The 18,353-nt window shown below is 53.9% G+C and carries 16 protein-coding genes and 1 riboswitch; of the genes, 3 read left to right on the top strand and 13 right to left on the bottom strand.

The window, feature by feature from the left end; genetic code table 11:
- Window positions 1-33: 33 nt before the first annotated feature.
- The 3 genes from KCG48_RS02740 to KCG48_RS02730 all read right to left on the bottom strand — a co-directional run bounded on the left by KCG48_RS02740 (window position 34) and on the right by KCG48_RS02730 (window position 4,185).
- Complete coding sequence (locus KCG48_RS02740; RefSeq protein WP_211799759.1) at window positions 34-2,304, bottom strand: heavy metal translocating P-type ATPase; 2,271 nt, start codon at window positions 2,302-2,304, stop codon at window positions 34-36.
- A 78-nt stretch (window positions 2,305-2,382) separates the two neighbouring features.
- Window positions 2,383-3,360 (bottom strand): magnesium/cobalt transporter CorA, encoded by a 978-nt coding sequence (corA, locus tag KCG48_RS02735; protein ID WP_211799758.1) that lies wholly within the window; start codon window positions 3,358-3,360, stop codon window positions 2,383-2,385.
- Window positions 3,361-3,531: 171 nt separating this feature from the next.
- Entirely contained in the window at window positions 3,532-4,185 is a 654-nt protein-coding gene (locus KCG48_RS02730; protein WP_211799757.1) for a DarT1-associated NADAR antitoxin family protein, read from the bottom strand.
- Between the two features lie 165 nt (window positions 4,186-4,350).
- On the opposite strand from KCG48_RS02730, the gene KCG48_RS02725 reads away from it, so the two are divergent.
- On the top strand, window positions 4,351-5,301 hold the full coding sequence (locus KCG48_RS02725) for an NADP-dependent oxidoreductase (protein WP_211799756.1): 951 nt from the start codon (window positions 4,351-4,353) through the stop codon (window positions 5,299-5,301).
- 60 nt (window positions 5,302-5,361) lie between these two features.
- Here KCG48_RS02725 and KCG48_RS02720 read toward each other — a convergent pair whose 3' ends face one another.
- Window positions 5,362-7,350 (bottom strand): PTS transporter subunit IIABC, encoded by a 1,989-nt coding sequence (locus KCG48_RS02720; RefSeq protein WP_211799755.1) that lies wholly within the window; start codon window positions 7,348-7,350, stop codon window positions 5,362-5,364.
- A gap of 134 nt (window positions 7,351-7,484) precedes the next feature.
- On the bottom strand, window positions 7,485-8,321 hold the full coding sequence (locus KCG48_RS02715) for a PRD domain-containing protein (protein WP_211799754.1): 837 nt from the start codon (window positions 8,319-8,321) through the stop codon (window positions 7,485-7,487).
- Between the two features lie 300 nt (window positions 8,322-8,621).
- Between KCG48_RS02715 and KCG48_RS02710 the strand changes: the two genes are divergently transcribed.
- Both KCG48_RS02710 and KCG48_RS02705 read left to right on the top strand, forming a co-directional pair.
- A complete protein-coding gene (locus KCG48_RS02710) occupies window positions 8,622-8,807 on the top strand; it encodes a type II toxin-antitoxin system HicA family toxin (protein ID WP_211799753.1) in 186 nt (61 codons plus the stop codon).
- A 33-nt stretch (window positions 8,808-8,840) separates the two neighbouring features.
- Entirely contained in the window at window positions 8,841-9,242 is a 402-nt protein-coding gene (locus KCG48_RS02705) for a type II toxin-antitoxin system HicB family antitoxin (RefSeq protein ID WP_230976967.1), read from the top strand.
- A gap of 62 nt (window positions 9,243-9,304) precedes the next feature.
- Here the strand turns inward: KCG48_RS02705 and KCG48_RS02700 are convergent, their stop codons facing one another.
- The 8 genes from KCG48_RS02700 to KCG48_RS02665 all read right to left on the bottom strand — a co-directional run bounded on the left by KCG48_RS02700 (window position 9,305) and on the right by KCG48_RS02665 (window position 18,325).
- Window positions 9,305-10,045 carry an amino acid ABC transporter ATP-binding protein gene (locus tag KCG48_RS02700; protein WP_211799752.1) on the bottom strand — a complete coding sequence of 247 codons (741 nt, stop codon included), beginning with the start codon at window positions 10,043-10,045 and terminating at the stop codon, window positions 9,305-9,307.
- Entirely contained in the window at window positions 10,045-10,824 is a 780-nt protein-coding gene (locus KCG48_RS02695) for an amino acid ABC transporter permease (RefSeq protein WP_211799751.1), read from the bottom strand. Before KCG48_RS02695 ends, KCG48_RS02700 begins: the two co-directional genes overlap by 1 nt.
- A gap of 69 nt (window positions 10,825-10,893) precedes the next feature.
- Window positions 10,894-11,721 carry a transporter substrate-binding domain-containing protein gene (locus tag KCG48_RS02690; protein ID WP_211799750.1) on the bottom strand — a complete coding sequence of 276 codons (828 nt, stop codon included), beginning with the start codon at window positions 11,719-11,721 and terminating at the stop codon, window positions 10,894-10,896.
- A gap of 154 nt (window positions 11,722-11,875) precedes the next feature.
- A riboswitch (Lysine riboswitch) is annotated at window positions 11,876-12,058 on the bottom strand.
- Window positions 12,059-12,227: 169 nt separating this feature from the next.
- On the bottom strand, window positions 12,228-13,454 hold the full coding sequence (locus KCG48_RS02685) for an NAD(P)-dependent malic enzyme (protein WP_211799749.1): 1,227 nt from the start codon (window positions 13,452-13,454) through the stop codon (window positions 12,228-12,230).
- 49 nt (window positions 13,455-13,503) lie between these two features.
- Window positions 13,504-14,829 carry a metallophosphoesterase gene (locus tag KCG48_RS02680; protein ID WP_211799748.1) on the bottom strand — a complete coding sequence of 442 codons (1,326 nt, stop codon included), beginning with the start codon at window positions 14,827-14,829 and terminating at the stop codon, window positions 13,504-13,506.
- Window positions 14,826-15,497, bottom strand: coding sequence for a SatD family protein (locus KCG48_RS02675; protein ID WP_211799747.1), 672 nt, complete (start codon window positions 15,495-15,497; stop codon window positions 14,826-14,828). The genes KCG48_RS02680 and KCG48_RS02675 overlap by 4 nt, the downstream gene beginning before the upstream one ends.
- Window positions 15,498-15,711: 214 nt before the next feature.
- On the bottom strand, window positions 15,712-17,625 hold the full coding sequence (locus KCG48_RS02670) for a carbohydrate-binding domain-containing protein (protein WP_211799746.1): 1,914 nt from the start codon (window positions 17,623-17,625) through the stop codon (window positions 15,712-15,714).
- Between the two features lie 25 nt (window positions 17,626-17,650).
- The gene (locus KCG48_RS02665) at window positions 17,651-18,325 is read right to left on the bottom strand and encodes a DUF4956 domain-containing protein (protein WP_230976966.1); all 675 of its coding nucleotides are present in this window, start codon (window positions 18,323-18,325) and stop codon (window positions 17,651-17,653) included.
- Between the last annotated feature and the right edge of the window lie 28 nt (window positions 18,326-18,353).

Raw genomic sequence — 18,353 nt, 5'->3', positions numbered from 1 at the left:
ATATTCTCATTGATCCTAAAAGGACCGTAATGATTACGCGTGAATCGGCTTGAAAAACTTCAGCCGCAGAGCATTGGATACCACGAACACCGAGCTCAGACTCATGGCAGCGGCGGCGATCATGGGATTCAGTTTCAGGCTGAAGGCCAGATAGAATACGCCGGCGGCCACAGGAATCCCCAGAATATTATAGAAGAAGGCCCAGAAGAGGTTCTCCTTGATGTTCCGGATGGTGGCTCGGGATAACTGGATCGCGGTGACCGCATCCAAGAGATCATTCTTGATGAGGACGATGTCCGCCGACTCGATGGCGATGTCTGTGCCTGCGCCAATGGCGATGCCCACATCTGCCCGGGTCAGTGCCGGGGCATCATTGATGCCGTCGCCGATCATGGCGACTTTCTTGCCGGATTCCTGAATCTGCCGGATCTCCTGTTCCTTATCCTGGGGCAATACTTCCGCCACCACACGGTCGATGTTCAGTTCCCGACGAATGGCTTCGGCTGTACGTTTGTTGTCCCCCGTGAGCATAACGACGTCAATGCCCATACTCTTAAAGAGGTCGATGGCCTTTTGACTGTTTTTCTTCACCACATCGGCCACGGCGATGATTCCCAATACCTTTTCCTGATTGGCAAAATACATGGGGGTTTTTCCTTCATTGGCCAGCCGATCGGCTTCTTCCTGGAAGATTCCCAGATCCACTTCTTCCTCTTCCATGAGGGCCAGGTTTCCCGCCATATATCCTTCTCCGTCCACAAAGGCGGCGATGCCCATACCGGAGACCGAGTTGAAGTTGGTGATTTCCTTTAAGGGAAGACCAGCCGTTTTTGCTTTCTCCACAATGGCTTCCGCCAAGGGATGTTCCGAAGGCTTTTCAATGGATGCCCCGATCTGGAGAAGCGCATCTTCACTAAGGGTGCCATCGGTGAGAATATCCGTCACCACGGGTTTTCCTTCCGTAATGGTTCCAGTCTTGTCCAGCACCACCGTATGGATGGAGTGTAGGGTTTCCAGGGCCTCCGCAGACTTCACCAGGATGCCGTTCTGGGCTCCTTTTCCCGTGCCCACCATGATGGCCACCGGGGTGGCCAGACCTAACGCGCAGGGGCAGGAAATCACCAGTACGGTGATACCCATGGAGAGGGCAAACTCAAAGGAGTAACCCAGGGCCAGCCAGGTGCCTGCGGCGATAAGAGCAATAAGGATGACCACAGGAACAAAGACTCCGCTGATCTTATCGGCCAACTTCGCAATGGGCGCCTTGGTGGCACTGGCATCCTGCACCAGCTGAATGATCTGGGCCAAGGTCGTATCATCTCCCACCTTGTCTGCCCGGAACTTGAAGTAGCCGTTCTTGTTGATGGTGGCGCCAATGACCTTGTCACCCACGGTTTTCTCCACGGGAATGCTTTCTCCCGTGAGGGCACTCTGATCCACGGAGGAAGCTCCCTCCAAGATCACCCCGTCCACCGGAATGCTCTGACCGGGTTTCACGATGACCGTATCCCCGATGACCACATCATCCAAAGCGATTTCCTGCTCTTCCCCATTGCGGAGAACCAAAGCGGTTTTCGGGGCCAGGTCCATGAGCTTGCTGATGGCTTCCGAGGTTTTTCCCTTGGACCGGGTTTCCAGGAACTTGCCGAGAGTAATGAGGGCCAAAATGGTTCCTCCGGCCTCAAAGTAAAGGTCCCCGGAAAAACGGTGTACCATGTCCATATCCATATGACCTAAACCGTACCCAATCTTGAAGATGGCGAAGATGCCATAAAGGAAGGCGGCTGATGAACCAATGGCAATGAGGGAGTCCATGTTGGGGGACCGCTTCCACAGGGTCTTGAAGCCCACGATGAAGTATTTGCGGTTCACATAGGCGATGGGCATGGACAGGAGCATCTGCAGGAAAGCATAGCTCATGGCGTTTTCCATGCCGGAGAGCCAGGATGGCAGCGCATAGCCAAACATATGGCTCATGGCCACATAGAGAAGCGGAATCAGGAAGATAAAGGAAACCACGAGGCGGAACTTCATTTCTTTCAGTTCTTCCTCCATGGGATTGGCTTGTTCCACCTGCACCTTGCTTCCAGCCTTCACATGAAGGGATGCCCCATAACCGGCGCTTTTCACCGCGCCAATGACCGCCGATGGCTCCAGGACTTCCCCGTCATAAGCCACAGTCATGGAGTTGGTTAATAAGTTGACACTGACATTTCCAATGCCTTCCAGCTTCCGGACGGATTTTTCCACCGCCGCGGTGCAAGCCGAACAGGTCATGCCCGTGATATCGTATTTCTGTTCCATAAGTACCTCCTACCCCACCCCCTGGGGGGTGTCTTTACAAGATCATAATACCCCTCAGGGGGTGGGGTTGTCAAGGGATCAGAACCATTTCTTTTTCTTGAAAAAATACACCATGCCTGCAGCAATGGCCAGCATAATCACCCACACCACCGGATATCCCCATTCTTTGTAGAGCTCCGGCATGTACTTGAAGTTCATGCCGTACACCCCGGCGATGAAGGTCAGCGGGATGAAAATGGTGGAAATGATGGTGAGGACCTTCATGACCTCATTGAGCCGATAGCTGATGTTGGAGAGATTAATGTCGATGAGTCCGGAAAGAACCTCCCGATAAGTCTCGGTGGTATCGATGACCTGGACCAGCTGACTGTTGATGTCCCGGAAATAGAGCTGGGCGGTGGAGCCGATGATCCCCCCTTCCTCCTTGCTTAGCCAGGCCGTCACTTCCCGCAGGGGCCAGGAATGCTTGTGGATATAGAGAAGGTCTTTCTTGGTATTTCGGATCTCCTTGTGCTCTTCGTTGGAGGTGCTCTTCATGACCCGGTCCTCCAAGAGATCAATGCGCTCTCCCATCTGCTCCAGCACGCGGAAGTACCCTTCCACAATGGAATCCATGAGGCTGTAGAAAAGATAGTCCGAGCCCTCCCGCCGGGCCAGGCTTATGGTTTTGCGGAGCCTGGCGCGGACCGGATCAAAAACATCTCCCCGCTGTTCGCCAAAGGTGATGAGGAAGTTCTTTCCCACGATGAAGCTCACCTGTTCCTGAATGAGCTCCTGCTCCCGATAATATAGCATTTTGGCCACGGTGAAGATGTAGTGTTCGTAGTCTTCCACCTTGGGCCGCTGATTCTTCACCACGATGTCCTCCTGGACCAGGGGATGCACGCCAAAAAGCTGGCAGATGACTTCCACCGCCTGATCTTCAAAATCATCGTCCAGGTTCAGCCACAGGTGGCTTCCCGGTTCTTTGTCCAGCCTCGCCTTCAAGGCAGGCAGTTCTTCCAGGGTCACCTTCTTCTCCAGAAGATTCTGCTCATCATAAAATGCAATACTCATATTGTCTGCCCAGTTTAAGGGAGGGGCAGAAAACTCCTCCATTCTTGTCTCATCCAAGGGAATCACCTCTTTCATGCTTATCTTATCGCGTCCAGGAAACCCTGTCCACAGGCAGAGGATCTACCCCATGGAAAAAGCGTCCGGGTTTATTCGGACGCTTGGTAAAGATGATTAAAATGTCAGGGTATACATGGATCGGAACTTCTCCGGATCCGTCAGGACGTCTTCCAGGATCCCCTGCCGCTTCAGGGCTACAAAATAGGCCGCTGCGCGGGCCTGGCAGGCAAACATGGTGTTCATGTTATACTCAATGTCTGTAAAAATATCATATTTCAACAGTTCTTCATGGAACTCCCTATGCTGCACCATGGCCTGGAGATAGATCCAGTCAAAGAAGTAGCTCCGGGGCACCAGACCAAAGGGCTGATCTTCAAAATTAAATCCCAGGAGCCTTCCGGAACTTTGAATCCGCTCATCCCGCTTGGCTTCCACGGGAGACAGCGCCAGAATGTCCCGGTAGGGACCCCCTTCTTCAAAAACCTTGGAGCTCTGGAAAATATTGAAGACCGGATGGGCATTTCCTCCCCCATCGGTGTAGGTCAAATGGAAGGCCGATAGGGCCTGTCCCAAAGAAGAGGAGGATTTCGTGGACACTTCCAGGATCCGTCCCCCGCTTTCCGCTGCCAAAATGGCATGATGCATGGAATCGATGGATTTTCGCTTCTGCTGAAGATTCTGACCCCGGAAATACTCAAATTCGATGGATTTTTCCAGAATCAGCCCCTGATAGGAGGACTTTGCCAAAAAATAGAGTCGTTTTGCCATGTGCCTTCACCTCACTGTACTTTTCATTATAGCAATGAAAAATGGGCAGATATTTACAATCTGCGAAGGTTCTGTAAACATTGCTTCCAAGGGGTGAGGATGGTGCCGTCAGATGATAGAATGAGGCTACATAACACCCACTGGTGGTGAAAGGAAGCGATCCCCATGAAGGATACCATGTATGCCCAAGTCATCCGAAGCTTTGGCGGTCCGGAGGTCTTTACGCTGGAAAAAGTGCCCCTTCCGCAACCGGATCCGGAGGAAATTCTGGTTCAGACAGTGAGTACCAGCTTTAACCCTGCCGATGCCTTGGCTCGAGCTGGAAAATTCGGCCGTCTGGTCACTCTGGAGGATTATCGGATTTTGGGGCTTGATTTAGCCGGATATGTGGCGGCTGTGGGTTCCGGTGTCACGCAGTTTCGCGTCGGTGATGCCATCTTTGCCTCCCTGGACATTAAACGTCACGGCTCTTATGCCCAATATGTAACCTTAAAGGCCAAGGATGCCTGTATAGCCCCCCGAAACCTTCCCCTGGAAGATGTGGGGACCATCCCCTTAACTGCACTCACCGCGTATCAGGGAATCCTGGATCTGGGCTCCTTGCAGTCCGGCCAGCGGGTACTGATCCATGGGGCTTCTGGGGGAGTAGGTCTTTATGCCGTACAACTGGCTCTCGCCCAGGGGGCCGAGGTCCTGGCCACCACCTCTTTGCGGGGAAAACCCCGTTTAGGGGATTTTCCCGTATCCCAAACCATAGTCTATGATGAGGAGGATCTGGTCAGCGCCGTGGAAAGCCCGGTGGATCTCATCTACAACCTGGCTCCCCTCACCAAAGACGCCCTCCCCCGCCTTCTGGGACTGCTCCGGGACGAGGGGAAGTTTGTCAGCACCACGGGGATCCCGGATCTTCCGGAGAATCATCCCCGGGGATTGGAAATCATTGCGGAAAACGCCAAACGGGGCGGTGAGCGCCTGGCCCTCATCAAGAATCTCCTGGAGGAAAAAAAGCTTCGCCCGGTGATCAGCGCCGTATATCGTCTGGAGGATATCCCGCTCATCCACACTCTCCATGAGGAGCATCGGCTCCAGGGCAAGGTCTGCATTCTGCTGGACTGAAAAAATCATAGGTATAAAAATGGAGGATCCCCAAAAGGATCCTCCATTTTTATGGCTTTCTTAGTTCACTTTCAACACGGGAGTACTCATCTTCAGCGTCCCTTTGGCCAGAAGCTCCATCTTCTGGACCACGTCCATATTGGTCACTACCACGGCGGTGGCGGCGGATTTCGCTTCCTTCTTCACCATGTCCAGATCCATCTGGATAATGGGGGTACCGGGTTTGACTTCGGCGCCGATTTCCGCCAGACGCTGGAATCCTCTTCCACCCATCTTCACCGTATCGATGCCGATGTGGACCAGCACTTCCAGATTTGTGGGGGTGATGAGAGCAAAGGCATGGTTGGTCTCGAAGATGTGGGCGATGGTGCCTTCCACGGGAGAAACCACCAGGCCCTCCGTGGGCTCCACGGCGAAACCTTCACCGATCATCTTTTCCGCAAAGAGCGGATCGGGTACTTGCTCTAAGGTCAGCAGCTCTCCGGCGATGGGGGTGTAGAAGACGGTGGAGGCGGCGATTCTCGCTTCCTTCACAGAGGTTTCTTCCCCTTTGGTTTCCAGGACCGGGGCATCCATGGCGTCGGGATACGTCATGAGCACCTTAATCTCGTCCTTCAGCCGTTCAGCTTCCGTTCCGAAGATAACCTGCACGCCCGTGGCGCCTGCTTCCATGATTCCGGGGGAACCCAGGGCCTTCAGCCGCTCTTTGTTCACCAGCTTCTTGTCCTGCACTTCCAGACGAAGCCGGGTGATGCAGGCGTCAAGAGCCAGGATGTTCTTGCTTCCGCCCAGGGCCATGAGCACTTCTCTGGCCTTCTGGGTGGTGGGAATCTGGACCTGCTCTTCTTCCTGGGTTTCGCGTCCCGGTGTGGCCAGGTTAAGCTTCCCGATGAGATAGTAGAAGGCCAGGAAGTACGCTGCGCCGATGATAAGGCCAATGGGCAAGAGCATGATAGGATTACCCGCATTGCCCGTGGAAATGCTCACGGCATAGTCGATGAGGGAGGAGGTGAAGGTTTCGGTGAGACGAACCCCCGCCAGATTCATGAGGAGTCCGCCGGCAAAGGCCAGGACCACATGGACCACATAGAGGATGGGGGCCACAAACATAAAGGCAAACTCGATGGGTTCCGTAATTCCGGTGATGATGGAAGTGAGGGCTGCGGTGAGCATGACGCCTCCGATGGCCTTCTTCTTTCCCGGCTTCGCCTTCAGGTAGATGGCCAGGGCTGCGGCAGGCAGTCCAAAAATCTTCAGGGGATACTCCGCTGCGGTAATGGCCCCTGCGGTGGGATCTCCGGCAAAGAAGCGGGCAATCTCGCCCACATAGACCTGTCCGTCCGGAGCGGTGAAGGAACCAAACTGGGTGGTAAAGGGGGTCTTGAACACATGATGAAGACCTGTGGGGATCAGCGCCCGGTTACCAAAGGCATAGATGGCACCGCCGAGACGGACATTGCCGATTTTGGCATTGATGGCCATCTGTCCCAGGGCATTGATGCCGTTCTGAATGGGCGGCCAGACGAAGCCCAGAACCACACCCAGGAGGATGGAGACCAGCACCATGAGGATGGGCACGAGACGCTTGCCTTCGAAGAAGCCCAGAACCGGGTGGAGTCGGGTCTTGGAATATCGGGTATAGATCTTGGCAGAAACGATACCGATGAGAATACCGCTAAAGACGCCCATGTTGATGGGATCCTGAAGAAGCTGGACCTCGCTCATGATGGCCAGGACCTTGATGAGCACCACATAGCCTACGGTGGCGGCGAGGCCCGATACAGCCTCTCCTCCGGTGAAACCGATGGCCACGCCGATGGCGAAGATCAGAGGCAGATTTTCAAAGACGATGAGTCCGCCGCTGAAGAGCACCCGGACGAAGACATCTAGGACCGGATTCTGGGCAAGGGCCTCCGCCCCCACAGACTGTTCCAGGATTCGGGAGAAGGCCACCATGAGACCGGCGGCAGGCAGGACGGAGACGGGAAGCATGAGGGATTTTCCGACTTTTTGCAGGGTGGCGAAAAATCCGGGTTTGGATGAACGCATAATAATTTCCTCCTTCATGGATGCACAGAGCGACGGGAAAAATAAAAGGCATGAATTCATACAGCAGAGTTCCTTCCCCTCAGGGAAGAAATCCTTCTGTATAAACTCATGCCTGATCGAATCAGTTACACGCTTTATGACCGAATATGGTTCAGTTTGTATAAGTGAAGGGCTAAGTAGCCGATCTCGTTTTCAGGAACTACTATACCAAGGTTTTTTTCTAAAATCAAGCCTATATTTTCGGAAATTTTATATTCAAAGGGAAAATCCGTGCGCATACGGTCCAGGAGCAGGTTCTCCACCGTTTCCTTTCGGCTGCAGCGCTCGATGAGTCCCCGCAGGTGGGCGATGAGGCGAATACTGTCAAAGTTGTTCTCCTCCAGCTTGAGGCTGAGCTTGTCCTCGATGTAGGGAACAATTTTCGCGATGGTTTTCACCGTCTGAAGAGACGAGGTCTCCCGATGGGAGAGCCTTCCGCCATGGAGATGGAACGTGATAAAGCCCACTTCGCTCTCCGGAATGGTAACGCCCAGCCTGTCGGACAAGAGGGCCACGGCTTTTTCCGCCAGAGCATACTCCTTGGGATACAGCATGCGGGTTTCCAGAAGGAATGGATTCACAATGGCAATGCCTTCCCGAATCCGCTTCAGCGCAAAGTTCACGTGATCCATGAGGCCAAAATGAAGATCCACATGGAGCTTTTCCTGGAGCTCTGCTTCCGCCAAAGCGATGATCTCCTCCACCACCTGGATAATCTGCTCATCCACGCTGGTGAGAAGATGCTCATAGGAAGATTTATTGGAGTCATCCACATGGATAAAGACATTCTCAATGAACTGCGACTCCGGAATCACTTCTCCCTTGACCTTGCCAAAGCCCAGGCCTTTCCCCATGAGGATGTATTCTTTTCCGTCCCGGGTCACCAGCACGGCGTTGCTGTTAAAAGACTTCTTCACCCGATACTGGGCCATGGACTCACCCCCTCATGATTTACTTCTCTGATTTTAGCCGTAGGATCTTTCCTTGTCAACGAAAAATCCTAACGTTTTCAATGACAATTTATGTCAAGTTTAGGTCACTTGAGCTCCCATTTGCATAATTACAAGAAATAAACATTTAAATACCAGTTAGCATTAATCCTCTAAGTAAGACTGTATTCTTTTTCATAGAATCATCTTGACACGTGTAAATTATACGTGTACTATGAATATGAGCTTTAGCAATAATCATTGTCAAGGTCATTACGCCAATAACCTATAGGATGGTGAGATATGACGAAAAGCTCAAGGGAAGTGATAAAGTTGCTTGAGCAAAATGGTTGGACGCTTTCACATGTTAGAGGAAGCCATTATTATTATCGTAAAAGTGGCTTTCAGCCAGTTACGGTTCCTCATCCACGGAAAGATCTCGCCATAGGCACGTATAAAGCAATTTTAAAACATGCAGGTCTATTATAGACCTGCTCCCTTCTCAAGAAAGGAGAATTTATCATGAAAGATAGGTACATTTATCCAGCTGTATTAAAGTACGAAGAGAATCAAATCTTAGTGTCGTACCCCAATCTTGAAGGTTGCTTCACATTTGGTGACACAGAAGAGGAAGCCCTCTATAATGCGAAGGAAGCACTAGAAGGCTATCTTTATCTTCTGGAACGGGATAAAGAAGAAATTCCTCCACCTTCAAGAGTTTGTGATCTATCTATTGGACAGCAGGAAGCCCTCGTCCTCGTGGATGCGTGGATGCCCCTGGTCCGGGATCAGGAAGCGAACCGGTCGGTGAAAAAGACCCTCACCATTCCCAAATGGCTCAATGATCTTGCGGAGATGAACAGGATCAACTTTTCGCACACCTTGCAGTCCGCGCTGAAAAAGCAGCTGGGTCTGGGGGAATAAAGCATTTGTTTGGACAAGGAAACGGAGCAGCTCTATTTTTAGAGCTGCTCCGTATGTTTTTTTTACAAAACCTGGAGATAACGCTTGAGGAAAGCCTGGGTGCGTTCCTCCTTGGGCGCGTTGAAAATCTCTTCCGGGGATCCTTCCTCCACAATGTAGCCGTCATCCATGAAGACCACCCGGTCAGATACCTCCCGGGCAAAGGCCATTTCATGGGTAACCACCATCATGGTGAGGCCGGCTTCGGCCAAGTCCTTCATGACCTTCAGCACCTCACCCACCATTTCTGGATCCAGGGCAGAGGTGGGTTCGTCAAAGAGAAGGACATCGGGTTCCATGGAAAGAGCCCTGGCGATGGCCACACGCTGCTTCTGTCCGCCGGACAGCTGGCGGGGTTTTGCATGGATATACTGATCCATGCCCACGATCTTCAGATACTTCAGTGCCACTTCCTCGGCCTGGGCCCGGGTGCGCTTCAGAACTTTGATCTGGCCCACCACGCAGTTGGACAGAACATTGTGGTTCTCAAAGAGGTTAAACTGCTGGAACACCATGCCGAGCTTCGTCCGGTACTGGGCGATGTTGTGCTTCTCGTCGAGGATGTTCTCCCCTTTGTAGCAGATTTCGCCGTCTGTGGGCGTCTCCAGCAGGTTGATGCAGCGAAGAAGTGTGGACTTTCCGGAACCCGAGGCTCCGATGACACAAACCACTTCCCCCTTATTCACCTGGAAATTCAGATCCTTCAGGATCACCCGGTCACCAAAGGATTTCTTCAAATGGCGGACTTCAATGACATTTTCCATTACAGCGTTCCTCCTTTGGCATTTTTCTTGGCCAGGCGATCTGCAGGCAGCACCTGCATCTGGTTCCCGGTGAGATTGTAGTTCTCCGGGCCTTCCATCTTGCGCTCGAGGAAGCGCAGGATGCGGGTGACGGAGAAGGTCAGAACAAGGTAGATCAGGGCAGCCACGGTGTAGGTTTCCATGTACTTAAAGTTTACGCCGGCCACGGATTTCGTGGCGAAGAACAGCTCCGATACAGAGATCACATTGAGCACCGACGTGTCCTTGATGTTAATGACAAACTCGTTGCCGGTGGCCGGAAGAATATTCCGCATCACCTGGGGCAGAACCACGTTGATCATGGTCTGGAAATGGGTCATGCCGATGGACTGGGCGGCCTCATACTGCCCCTTGTCCACGGAGAGAATTCCCCCTCGGACAATCTCCGACATATAGGCACCGGTGTTGATGGTCACAATGAGAATGGCGGCAAAGGTCTTGTCCATGGCGATGCCATAGTTGTTCGCCACCCCGTAGTAGATGATCATGGCCTGGACAATCATCGGGGTTCCCCGGAATACTTCGATGTAGACGGAAAGGATCCCGCTGATCCCCCGGAGGAGCAGCCGTTTCAGTCCTTTTTTCTCGGGCAGGGGAATGGTTCGGATAATCCCGATGAGAAGTCCCACCAGGGTACCCAAAATGGTGCTGAGGATGGAGACCTGGAGGGTCACCAGCATCCCCCGAAGAAACATCGGCCAGTTGTCCGCCGCGATTTTTAGGATAAGTTGAAAATTCATAGGATCCTCCTCTTTCCGTCAAAAAACCGGATCCTCCAAAAATGGAGGATTTCCGGTTCTGTGGATGTGTTAGTTGGCTGCCGGCTGATTCTTGATCGCCTGGTTCATAATGTTCTGACGCTCCTCTTCCGTGATTCCGGAAAGGGCCTTGTTCACCGCTTCCAGCAGGTCCTTGTTGCCCTTCTTGATGCCTACCGCAATGGCGGTGTCATCATCGGAAGTTTCAAAACCATCGGTGAGTTCCGCGAAGGTGAAGTTGTCGTTGGCGGCAGAAGCACTGATGGCTTCCGGACGCTCGGAGACATAGGCATCGATGACACCGGATTGCAGGGCCACACGCATGGCGGCAAAGTCATCCATGGCGGTGAGCTTGTTCACTCCGGGAATCTGATCGATGACGCCGTAGTGGAAGGTGTTCAGCTGTGCTGTGACCTTGGCTCCGGAAAAATCCGCCAGCGTCTTGGCATTTTCATAGGCTCCACCCTTCTTCACCACCAGGACCAGATCGGACTTGTAGTAGTTGTCGGAGAAGTCAATGGACTCCTTCCGTTCTGCGGTGGGGGACATGCCTGCGATGATAGCATCGATGGTGCCGGATTCCAGTGCAGGCTGCAGACCGTCCCAGATGGTCTTGACAATGACCAGTTCCTTGCCCATGGATTCGGCAATCTTCTTGGCGATCTCCACGTCATAGCCACCGGCATATTCCTGGGTACCCTCGATGAGGACGGCTCCGTTGGAATCATCGCTCTGGGTCCAGTTAAAGGGAGCATAACCCGCTTCCATACCGACCTTGAACACATTTTCGCTGTTTTCGCCAATTTTAGTGCCGCAACCGCCCAGAACCGTCATGGCTCCCAGCACAGCAACCAGTAATAATGCAATCTTCTTTCTCATTTCATACACTCCTTCTTTGAGTGGTGCATATTCTACGTATACGCGATATTGCCCCACAATTCAACGCTACTTGGGTTAACTTTTTCTAAATAAAAACTGCCTGAGTTGAACTCAGGCAGCGCTAAAATACTCCCATAATCCCCCTTCTTTCCCTTGATAAGATAGCGCAACCTGTTGACCTGGGCTGGTCAAAAGGACAGTCCTGCAGCTGTTTGCTGCAGACCCAACATGCACCGGTGAGGCCGGTTCACATTTCGGCGATGTCTCCTTCTCTCTGGGATCTCTACTTCCTCAAGCTCCTCCAAAGACTGTTAGCCACCGCGCCTCTACCTCACCTGTGAAAGATGAGGTCACTATTAAATTGTTGAACCTATCCTACCCCATGTTCTCCTTTCTGTCAATGCCATTGTGGAGAAATTATGAGTTTCACGGGAAATCCTGGGATCTGTTGAAATTGAAAATCTTTTCAGTCCCCTTCCCGTTGGCAGATTGTCAGCGGATTTTTATTACTCCAGTACCCGTCGGGCGTGTTCCCGAACTTCCTCCGGGGTGATGGCTTTGCGGGCCACCCCCGTTTCGATGGCTGCCTGGGCCACGGCATAGGCCACTTCCGGGGCGATGCGCTTATCCAGGGCCTTGGGTAGGATATTCTCCTCCGTGAGCTCCTCCCGGGGGATGAGTCCGGCGATGGCTCTGGCTGCAGCCAGCTTCATCTCCTCATTGATATCGCTGGCCCGGACATCCAGAGCGCCGCGGAAGATCCCCGGAAAGGCCAGGACATTGTTCACCTGGTTCGGGTAATCCGAGCGACCGGTTCCCACCACCCGGGCTCCGCCAGCTTTGGCCACGGGATAGTCGATCTCCGGCACAGGATTGGCCATGGCAAAGACAATGGCATCCTTCTTCATGGACGCCACCATGGCTTCATCCAGAACCCCCGCCGCACTGACCCCGATGAAGAGGTCCGCTTTGGCCATGGCTTCCCGAAGCGTTAGCGTTTCATTCATGGGGTTGGTCAGCAATGCCACCTGTTTCTCCACCCGGTTATATTCGCTGCTGTTTTCCCGGCTCAGGATGCCGTGGACATTGAAGGCATAGATTCTGCCAATGCCCAGATTCGTAATCATCTTGATGATGGAGCTTCCTGCCGCACCGGTACCGGAAACCACCGCCGTGATGTCCGCCGCCTTTTTCCCCACCAGGGTCAGGGCATTGAGAATGCCCGCTGTGACCACAATGGCCGTGCCGTGCTGATCATCATGGAAGACGGGGATGGAGCAGATTTTCTTCAGCTTTTCCTCGATCTCCACACATTCCGGCGAACGGATGTCCTCCAAATTGATGCCGCCAAAGCTGCCTTCCATGAGCTTTACTGTCTCCACAATTTTGTCCGGATCCTTGGTCTCCAGGCAAATGGGGAAGGCATCCACTCCGGCAAAGCGCTTGAAAAGAAGGGCTTTGCCCTCCATGACGGGGAGTCCGGCCGCAGCGCCAATATCCCCCAGCCCCAGAACCGCCGTGCCATTGGTGACCACGGCCACCATATTTCCCTTGGAGGTGTACTCATAGATATCGTCAGGATTTTCCTTGATCTTCAGACAGGGCTCCGCCACTCCCGGCGTGTACGCTAGGGTGAGATCTTCGCTGGTTTCCAGGGGCACCTTGGACACCACCGCCAGTTTCCCCTGATATTTTCTGTGCATGCTCAGTGCTTCTTCTTTGTAGTTCTTCATCTTCTCCTCCTGTTCAAGTTCCTCTTTGGTTCAGTACTTTATCTTAGTTTCATGGTTTGCTTAAAGGGGGCAGTGTCAGACGGACATCATCCTCCCCATCCGTGGACAGGATCCGCTGGGCATACCCTTTCGTCTTCTCGTCGCCCTTCTCCAGAATCAGCTGATATCCAGCCGATGAAAGGAGATCCGCAGGGATGGGATGGGTCCCTCCGGAAAAATATGCCAGATTCAGCGCCCCGAGCACTTCCTCCATGGACTGCAGTTCCCCTTTGGAGAAGGATCCGCTCTCCGTAAGCCTAGCCAGGATCCTCGACACCGAGGCCCGCTGAAAATGTTCCTTGGAGGATTCGGCCAGGGAGACCCTTCGCCACCCTTTCCGGATCTTCACCCCAGTGAGATCCAACGGTTTTGCCTCGTAGGCCATTTCCCCATTTTCTTTTACCTCCAGGTATCCGGAAAGGTGAGGATACACAGAAAAAGCTCCCGTGGCAATTTCGTAGAACGTTCCCTTCTCCAGGTTCTTCTGAATATCCTGGACATGGACATGCCCCGTGAGATTCAGTCGCACACCATACTGCCGGATGCGGTTGAGGAACTCCTCGTCATTGTCCAGCACGTACCCTTCCTTAGCCACGGGACTGTGGCTGAGGCCATTGTGGTGGGATACGGTGATCACCTGAACCCCTTTTGCCTGGGCTTCCTCCAGGACCTTCGTCATCCATTTGATGGTGGCTAAAGACAGGACGCCCCCGGTCTCGGGATAACCCAGAGAAAGGTTCCGGTCATAGCGGTTGTCGTCCAGCATCAGGAACCACAGGCCCTCGGAAACCTTCGTCACATAGCTTAAGGAAGCCTCATCCCGGGAAGCGGCCTCGTCATAGCCAAAGGCCCCATAGATCTTCGCAAACTCTTCCGGGGTCACGGTCTCCGGAAGATACTGCTTCTCTCCCTGAAATCCCCGGGCATGGGGATTCAAAAGATCATGATTTCCCGGAATGACCAGCACCTGGGTCCCGGCCTTTTCCATGCGCTGGAGGTACTGGGTGAGCTCCTCATGGCTGGCTTTTTCGCCGTTGTTGGTGAGATCCCCGCTGATGACGAGGACCTGGGGTACTTCCCGTTCCACCCGCTGGGTTAGGGTTTCCAGAAGAAGAGAGATCTCCAGGAGATTCTTCCCATCCCCGCCCGTGGCATAGCGAAGAAAGCTTCCGCCGTCATCCCGGAGACTTTCCGCCAAATAGTGGAGATCCGATACGACCTGGATGGAAAGGCTGCCTTCAGGCTTTGGGGCTGGAAACAGCACCGCCGGCGAGGGGGTGCAGCCCAGAAGTAAGAGGCCCGTGAGAAGGAATCCGAGTATCACTGGGCGCTTCATCGGCTTTCTCCTTCCCCCCAGACTTCGTCCAGGAGGCGGGCCATTTCTTTCTTCGCCCGTAGATAGGTGTAGAAACCGCTGCTCTTGATCCGCTGATTGAGGGCCTGGCTGCTGATGCCCAGAAGCTCCGCCAGCTCCGTCTGCTTCACCGAAAGATCATGACCGTGGTGGAGGATGGCCTGATCCACCGTGGTTTTCTGGGTTCCCCGCCATCGGCTCTCGATGAAATCACAAAGCCGAGCATTTTCATTGAGGGCTCGCAGAATCTCCTCATGCTCATCGGCTTTGATCAGGACCTTGGACACCCCATAATCGTTGCGGCTTTCCAATACGCGGAGGGCTTCCTCGGCGTTCCAGAGGGCTGGTCCGTCAGCCCTCATCTCGGTCCCGGCATGGGATCGAAGGTCCATGGCGCCAATGCCGATGCCAAACCGGAAAGTCCAGGGTTCCAGGAATATCCGCAGCTGATCTAAAGCTTCCAGCAGTTTTTCCGCGCGGAAAAACACCCCCTGAAAGCGGGTTTCCCCCCAAGGGCTAAAGTTTACCGCCAGCTCTTCCGCGTAGCGAGTATTGATCTTCTCCAGGGTGTGGCTCAATTGGCGACTTTTTTCTCCCTGGAGACTATCCCCTTTTCGTAAAATAACTTCTCCCATCATTGCAAAATACACGGCTGTTTCCTCCGTTTTCTCAACGCATTCATTTTATTATACCACGCTTTTCTCCCCCCACAAGGCAGACCCCTTTCGTCCACAGGCCAAAAAGGGCTCGGTGAAATCTCCTCATGCTCTACCCCTAGCATTTCTCGGACGAAAAAAACACCGGGAAGCGATCAGGGGCTTTGCCTAAATCACTTTCCGATGCTTAAGGGTCATGGAGCGTCCATTAGTTTCGTTTTCCCGGATTGGGCATGCCTCCGCCCGGGCCAGGCATGGCGCCTCCTGGGCCGGTCATCCCGCCCTCCCCTTGGGTGACCAGAACCTCATCCTGGGTGAAGGTGAGAAGCTCTGTCCCAGGAGAAGTGGTTCCCTGGGGGTAGAGAAGATCTTGAAGGGTTCCCGCTGGAGTCCCGCCCGTACTTAAGGTATAGGTTTCCCCCTGCTTTAAAAGACTGGAGGAGTACACCAGGGAAGAAAACGTCTTGGGCGAGGTGAAGGTCACCAGCTCCTCCCCGGAGGAGTTCATCAGGGTTACCACCGTGCCAGGGCTCAGAGCCTCCGTATTCACCATCACCGTGTTTTGGGTGGAGCTGCTTCCTGCAGACTGGGCCATGCCGGAGCTTCCCAGGGCCAGCAGCGTGCCGCCGGTGAGGGTGAAGTCTCCATTGTAATCCAGAGCGCCATTGCCGTTGCTGGTGGGACCGCTGACGAGGAGCGTCCCGCCGCTCATGGCGATGGAACCATTGGAGTCCACCCCATCCCCATCGGCTTCCACATAGAGGTAGCCGTCCGTCATGGTAAAGGAGCTGCCGTCGGAGGCGAACATATTCTGTCCGGGCCGACCGCCCAGGGATGACCCATCGTTTCCGCCGGAAGTGTTGACCCCGTCATCGGAGGCCCCCACGTGGAGGTTTCCGCCATTCACCGTCACGACTCCCCCCTCCAGTCCTTCATAGGATTTTTCAATGGTGATGTCGCCGCCGTTCACCGTGAGGTTCTTGTCCGCATGGATGCCGTCATCGCCGGAGGCGATGGTCACCGTACCCCCGTTGATCACCAGATCCCCGTTGGAGTGGAGGGAATCATCGGAGGAGTCGATATGCAGCGTACCTCCATCCACCTGGAGAAGTACCTTGGCTTTCAGTCCCTTAGCACTGTCGGAGGTTTCCCCCGTTGCCTCTGGGGTTCCCCAGGCTCCCCATCCGGCCTGGGTGCTGGCATTGGCGCTGCCTCCCCCCGAGGTGATGGTCATTTCCCCATTTTTGATGATCAACCCCGTTTCCGCCTGAATCCCGTCCGCGCCGGCGGTGAGATTCAGCACGCCGGACTCCACCACCACAAACCCCTTGGTGCTGTCTTCCTCATTGGAAGAGACCAGGGCATCATCCCCAGCGTTCACCGTGAGCTTTGCTTCCTTGATTCCTACGAGATCCTTGCCCTTGATCCCGTCATGGACCGCGGTGACCTGAAGATCGGTGCCGATGATCTTCAGATCATCCTTGCTGAACACCCCATGGCTACTGCTGCCTTCCACCACGAGTTTTCCTGTGCCGTTAATGGTGAGGTCTGCCTTGGAATAGACGGCGGCATTGGGAGCGTCGCTATCCTCCGCTGCCGTTTCGGTACTTCCCCCATCGCTAAGGGTGTTTGAGGTCCCGTCCAGCACATGGAGAATCACTTTATCGGCGCTCTGAATATTCACCGGCACCCCTTCCGTGTTCTCCAGCGTAAGGTTTTGCAGAAGAAGCACCACATCGTCCTCCTCTCCTGCGGCCACCACCACATGACCTGTGGCAGAGCTGCCCGTGAGGACATAGAGTCCGCCCTGGGTGATATTCACCGTGGCGCCCTCCACTGTGATGCCTTCCCCTTGGGCGGTGACCTGATCCGCCGAGAAGGTCACGAGAACTCCCTCTTCCGGGTCATACTGATCCTCCAGATCTTTTCCCGTATATTCCACCAGGTAAGCCGAAGCCTCCAAAGCAGCTTCTCCCGGGCTTTCCACGAGGCTTTCCCCTGGAGTTTCCACCGGGGTTTCTCCCGTGCCCTGGGGGGAAGTCGCTGGGGTGCAGCCCCCCAGGAGCGCAGCCAACAGGCCCACGGCCACTAATTTTTTTATCTGCTTTCGATTTTTTAACATGTTTCATCGATCCTTTCTTGGTTTCTTAGGCGGCGTATTCGCCGTTATAGCTGACCAGGGTGGCGTTGACTACGCCGCTGATCCCCTGGAGTTCATTGATGAAGGAGGTATCATTGTCTTTTAGACGAAGCTCGTAGATGAGCTCCAGATGACCGCTGGTGACGGTTTTGGACTTGACCTGCAGCTTGGCAAAGTGCTTCTTGAGATAGCTCAGGGACTGCACCTCCGCCGTTTCTCCATCCAGGCTGAGGATGAGAACATAGGGAAGATCTCCGTCCCTTTGGCGGACAAAGCCCAGGAGCACCAGCCCGATGAGGAGGGATCCCACAAGAGCCAGGGGAAGCATTCCCGCTCCCAATACAATACCGCAGCCGATGGCCCAGAAAAGAAACACCAGATCCAATGGATCCTTGATGGCCGTGCGGAAGCGGACGATGGAGAGAGCCCCCACCATCCCTAAGGACAGCACCACATTGGAGGTCACTGCCAGGATGATGAAGGTAGTGAGCATGGTGAGGAGCACTAAAGAGGTGTTAAAGGCCTTGGAGTACATGACCCCGGAAAAGGTCCGCTTGTAGATGGCATGGATGAATAGGCCCAGAAGGAAGGCGGCCAGGAGGGCAATGAAGGCATCGAGGAAGGAAAAGGATGAGAATTTCTCCACATAGCTGGATTTCAGAATATCGTCAAAGGTTATCATTTCTATCGCTCCTTAGGATTCATTTTTT

Source organism: Proteiniclasticum sediminis (assembly GCF_018128025.1).
GTDB lineage: Bacteria > Bacillota > Clostridia > Clostridiales > Clostridiaceae > Proteiniclasticum > Proteiniclasticum sediminis.
Note: the sequence above shows the minus strand (reverse complement) of the source record. Positions and strands in the feature narration are given on the sequence as shown.

Bases quoted from the DNA above. Each gene is read 5' to 3' on its own strand.
- KCG48_RS02740 (WP_211799759.1), bottom strand. From the start codon at position 2,304: ATGGAACAGAAATACGATATCACGGGCATGACCTGTTCGGCTTGCACC.
- KCG48_RS02685 (WP_211799749.1), bottom strand. From the start codon at position 13,454: ATGAAGAACTACAAAGAAGAAGCACTGAGCATGCACAGAAAATATCAG.
- corA (WP_211799758.1), bottom strand. From the start codon at position 3,360: ATGAGTATTGCATTTTATGATGAGCAGAATCTTCTGGAGAAGAAGGTG.
- KCG48_RS02705 (WP_230976967.1), top strand. From the start codon at position 8,841: ATGAAAGATAGGTACATTTATCCAGCTGTATTAAAGTACGAAGAGAAT.
- KCG48_RS02700 (WP_211799752.1), bottom strand. From the start codon at position 10,045: ATGGAAAATGTCATTGAAGTCCGCCATTTGAAGAAATCCTTTGGTGAC.
- KCG48_RS02665 (WP_230976966.1), bottom strand. From the start codon at position 18,325: ATGATAACCTTTGACGATATTCTGAAATCCAGCTATGTGGAGAAATTC.
- KCG48_RS02730 (WP_211799757.1), bottom strand. From the start codon at position 4,185: ATGGCAAAACGACTCTATTTTTTGGCAAAGTCCTCCTATCAGGGGCTG.
- KCG48_RS02695 (WP_211799751.1), bottom strand. From the start codon at position 10,824: ATGAATTTTCAACTTATCCTAAAAATCGCGGCGGACAACTGGCCGATG.
- KCG48_RS02680 (WP_211799748.1), bottom strand. From the start codon at position 14,829: ATGAAGCGCCCAGTGATACTCGGATTCCTTCTCACGGGCCTCTTACTT.
- KCG48_RS02670 (WP_211799746.1), bottom strand. From the start codon at position 17,625: ATGTTAAAAAATCGAAAGCAGATAAAAAAATTAGTGGCCGTGGGCCTG.
- KCG48_RS02720 (WP_211799755.1), bottom strand. From the start codon at position 7,350: ATGCGTTCATCCAAACCCGGATTTTTCGCCACCCTGCAAAAAGTCGGA.
- KCG48_RS02715 (WP_211799754.1), bottom strand. From the start codon at position 8,321: ATGGCCCAGTATCGGGTGAAGAAGTCTTTTAACAGCAACGCCGTGCTG.
- KCG48_RS02725 (WP_211799756.1), top strand. From the start codon at position 4,351: ATGAAGGATACCATGTATGCCCAAGTCATCCGAAGCTTTGGCGGTCCG.
- KCG48_RS02690 (WP_211799750.1), bottom strand. From the start codon at position 11,721: ATGAGAAAGAAGATTGCATTATTACTGGTTGCTGTGCTGGGAGCCATG.
- KCG48_RS02710 (WP_211799753.1), top strand. From the start codon at position 8,622: ATGACGAAAAGCTCAAGGGAAGTGATAAAGTTGCTTGAGCAAAATGGT.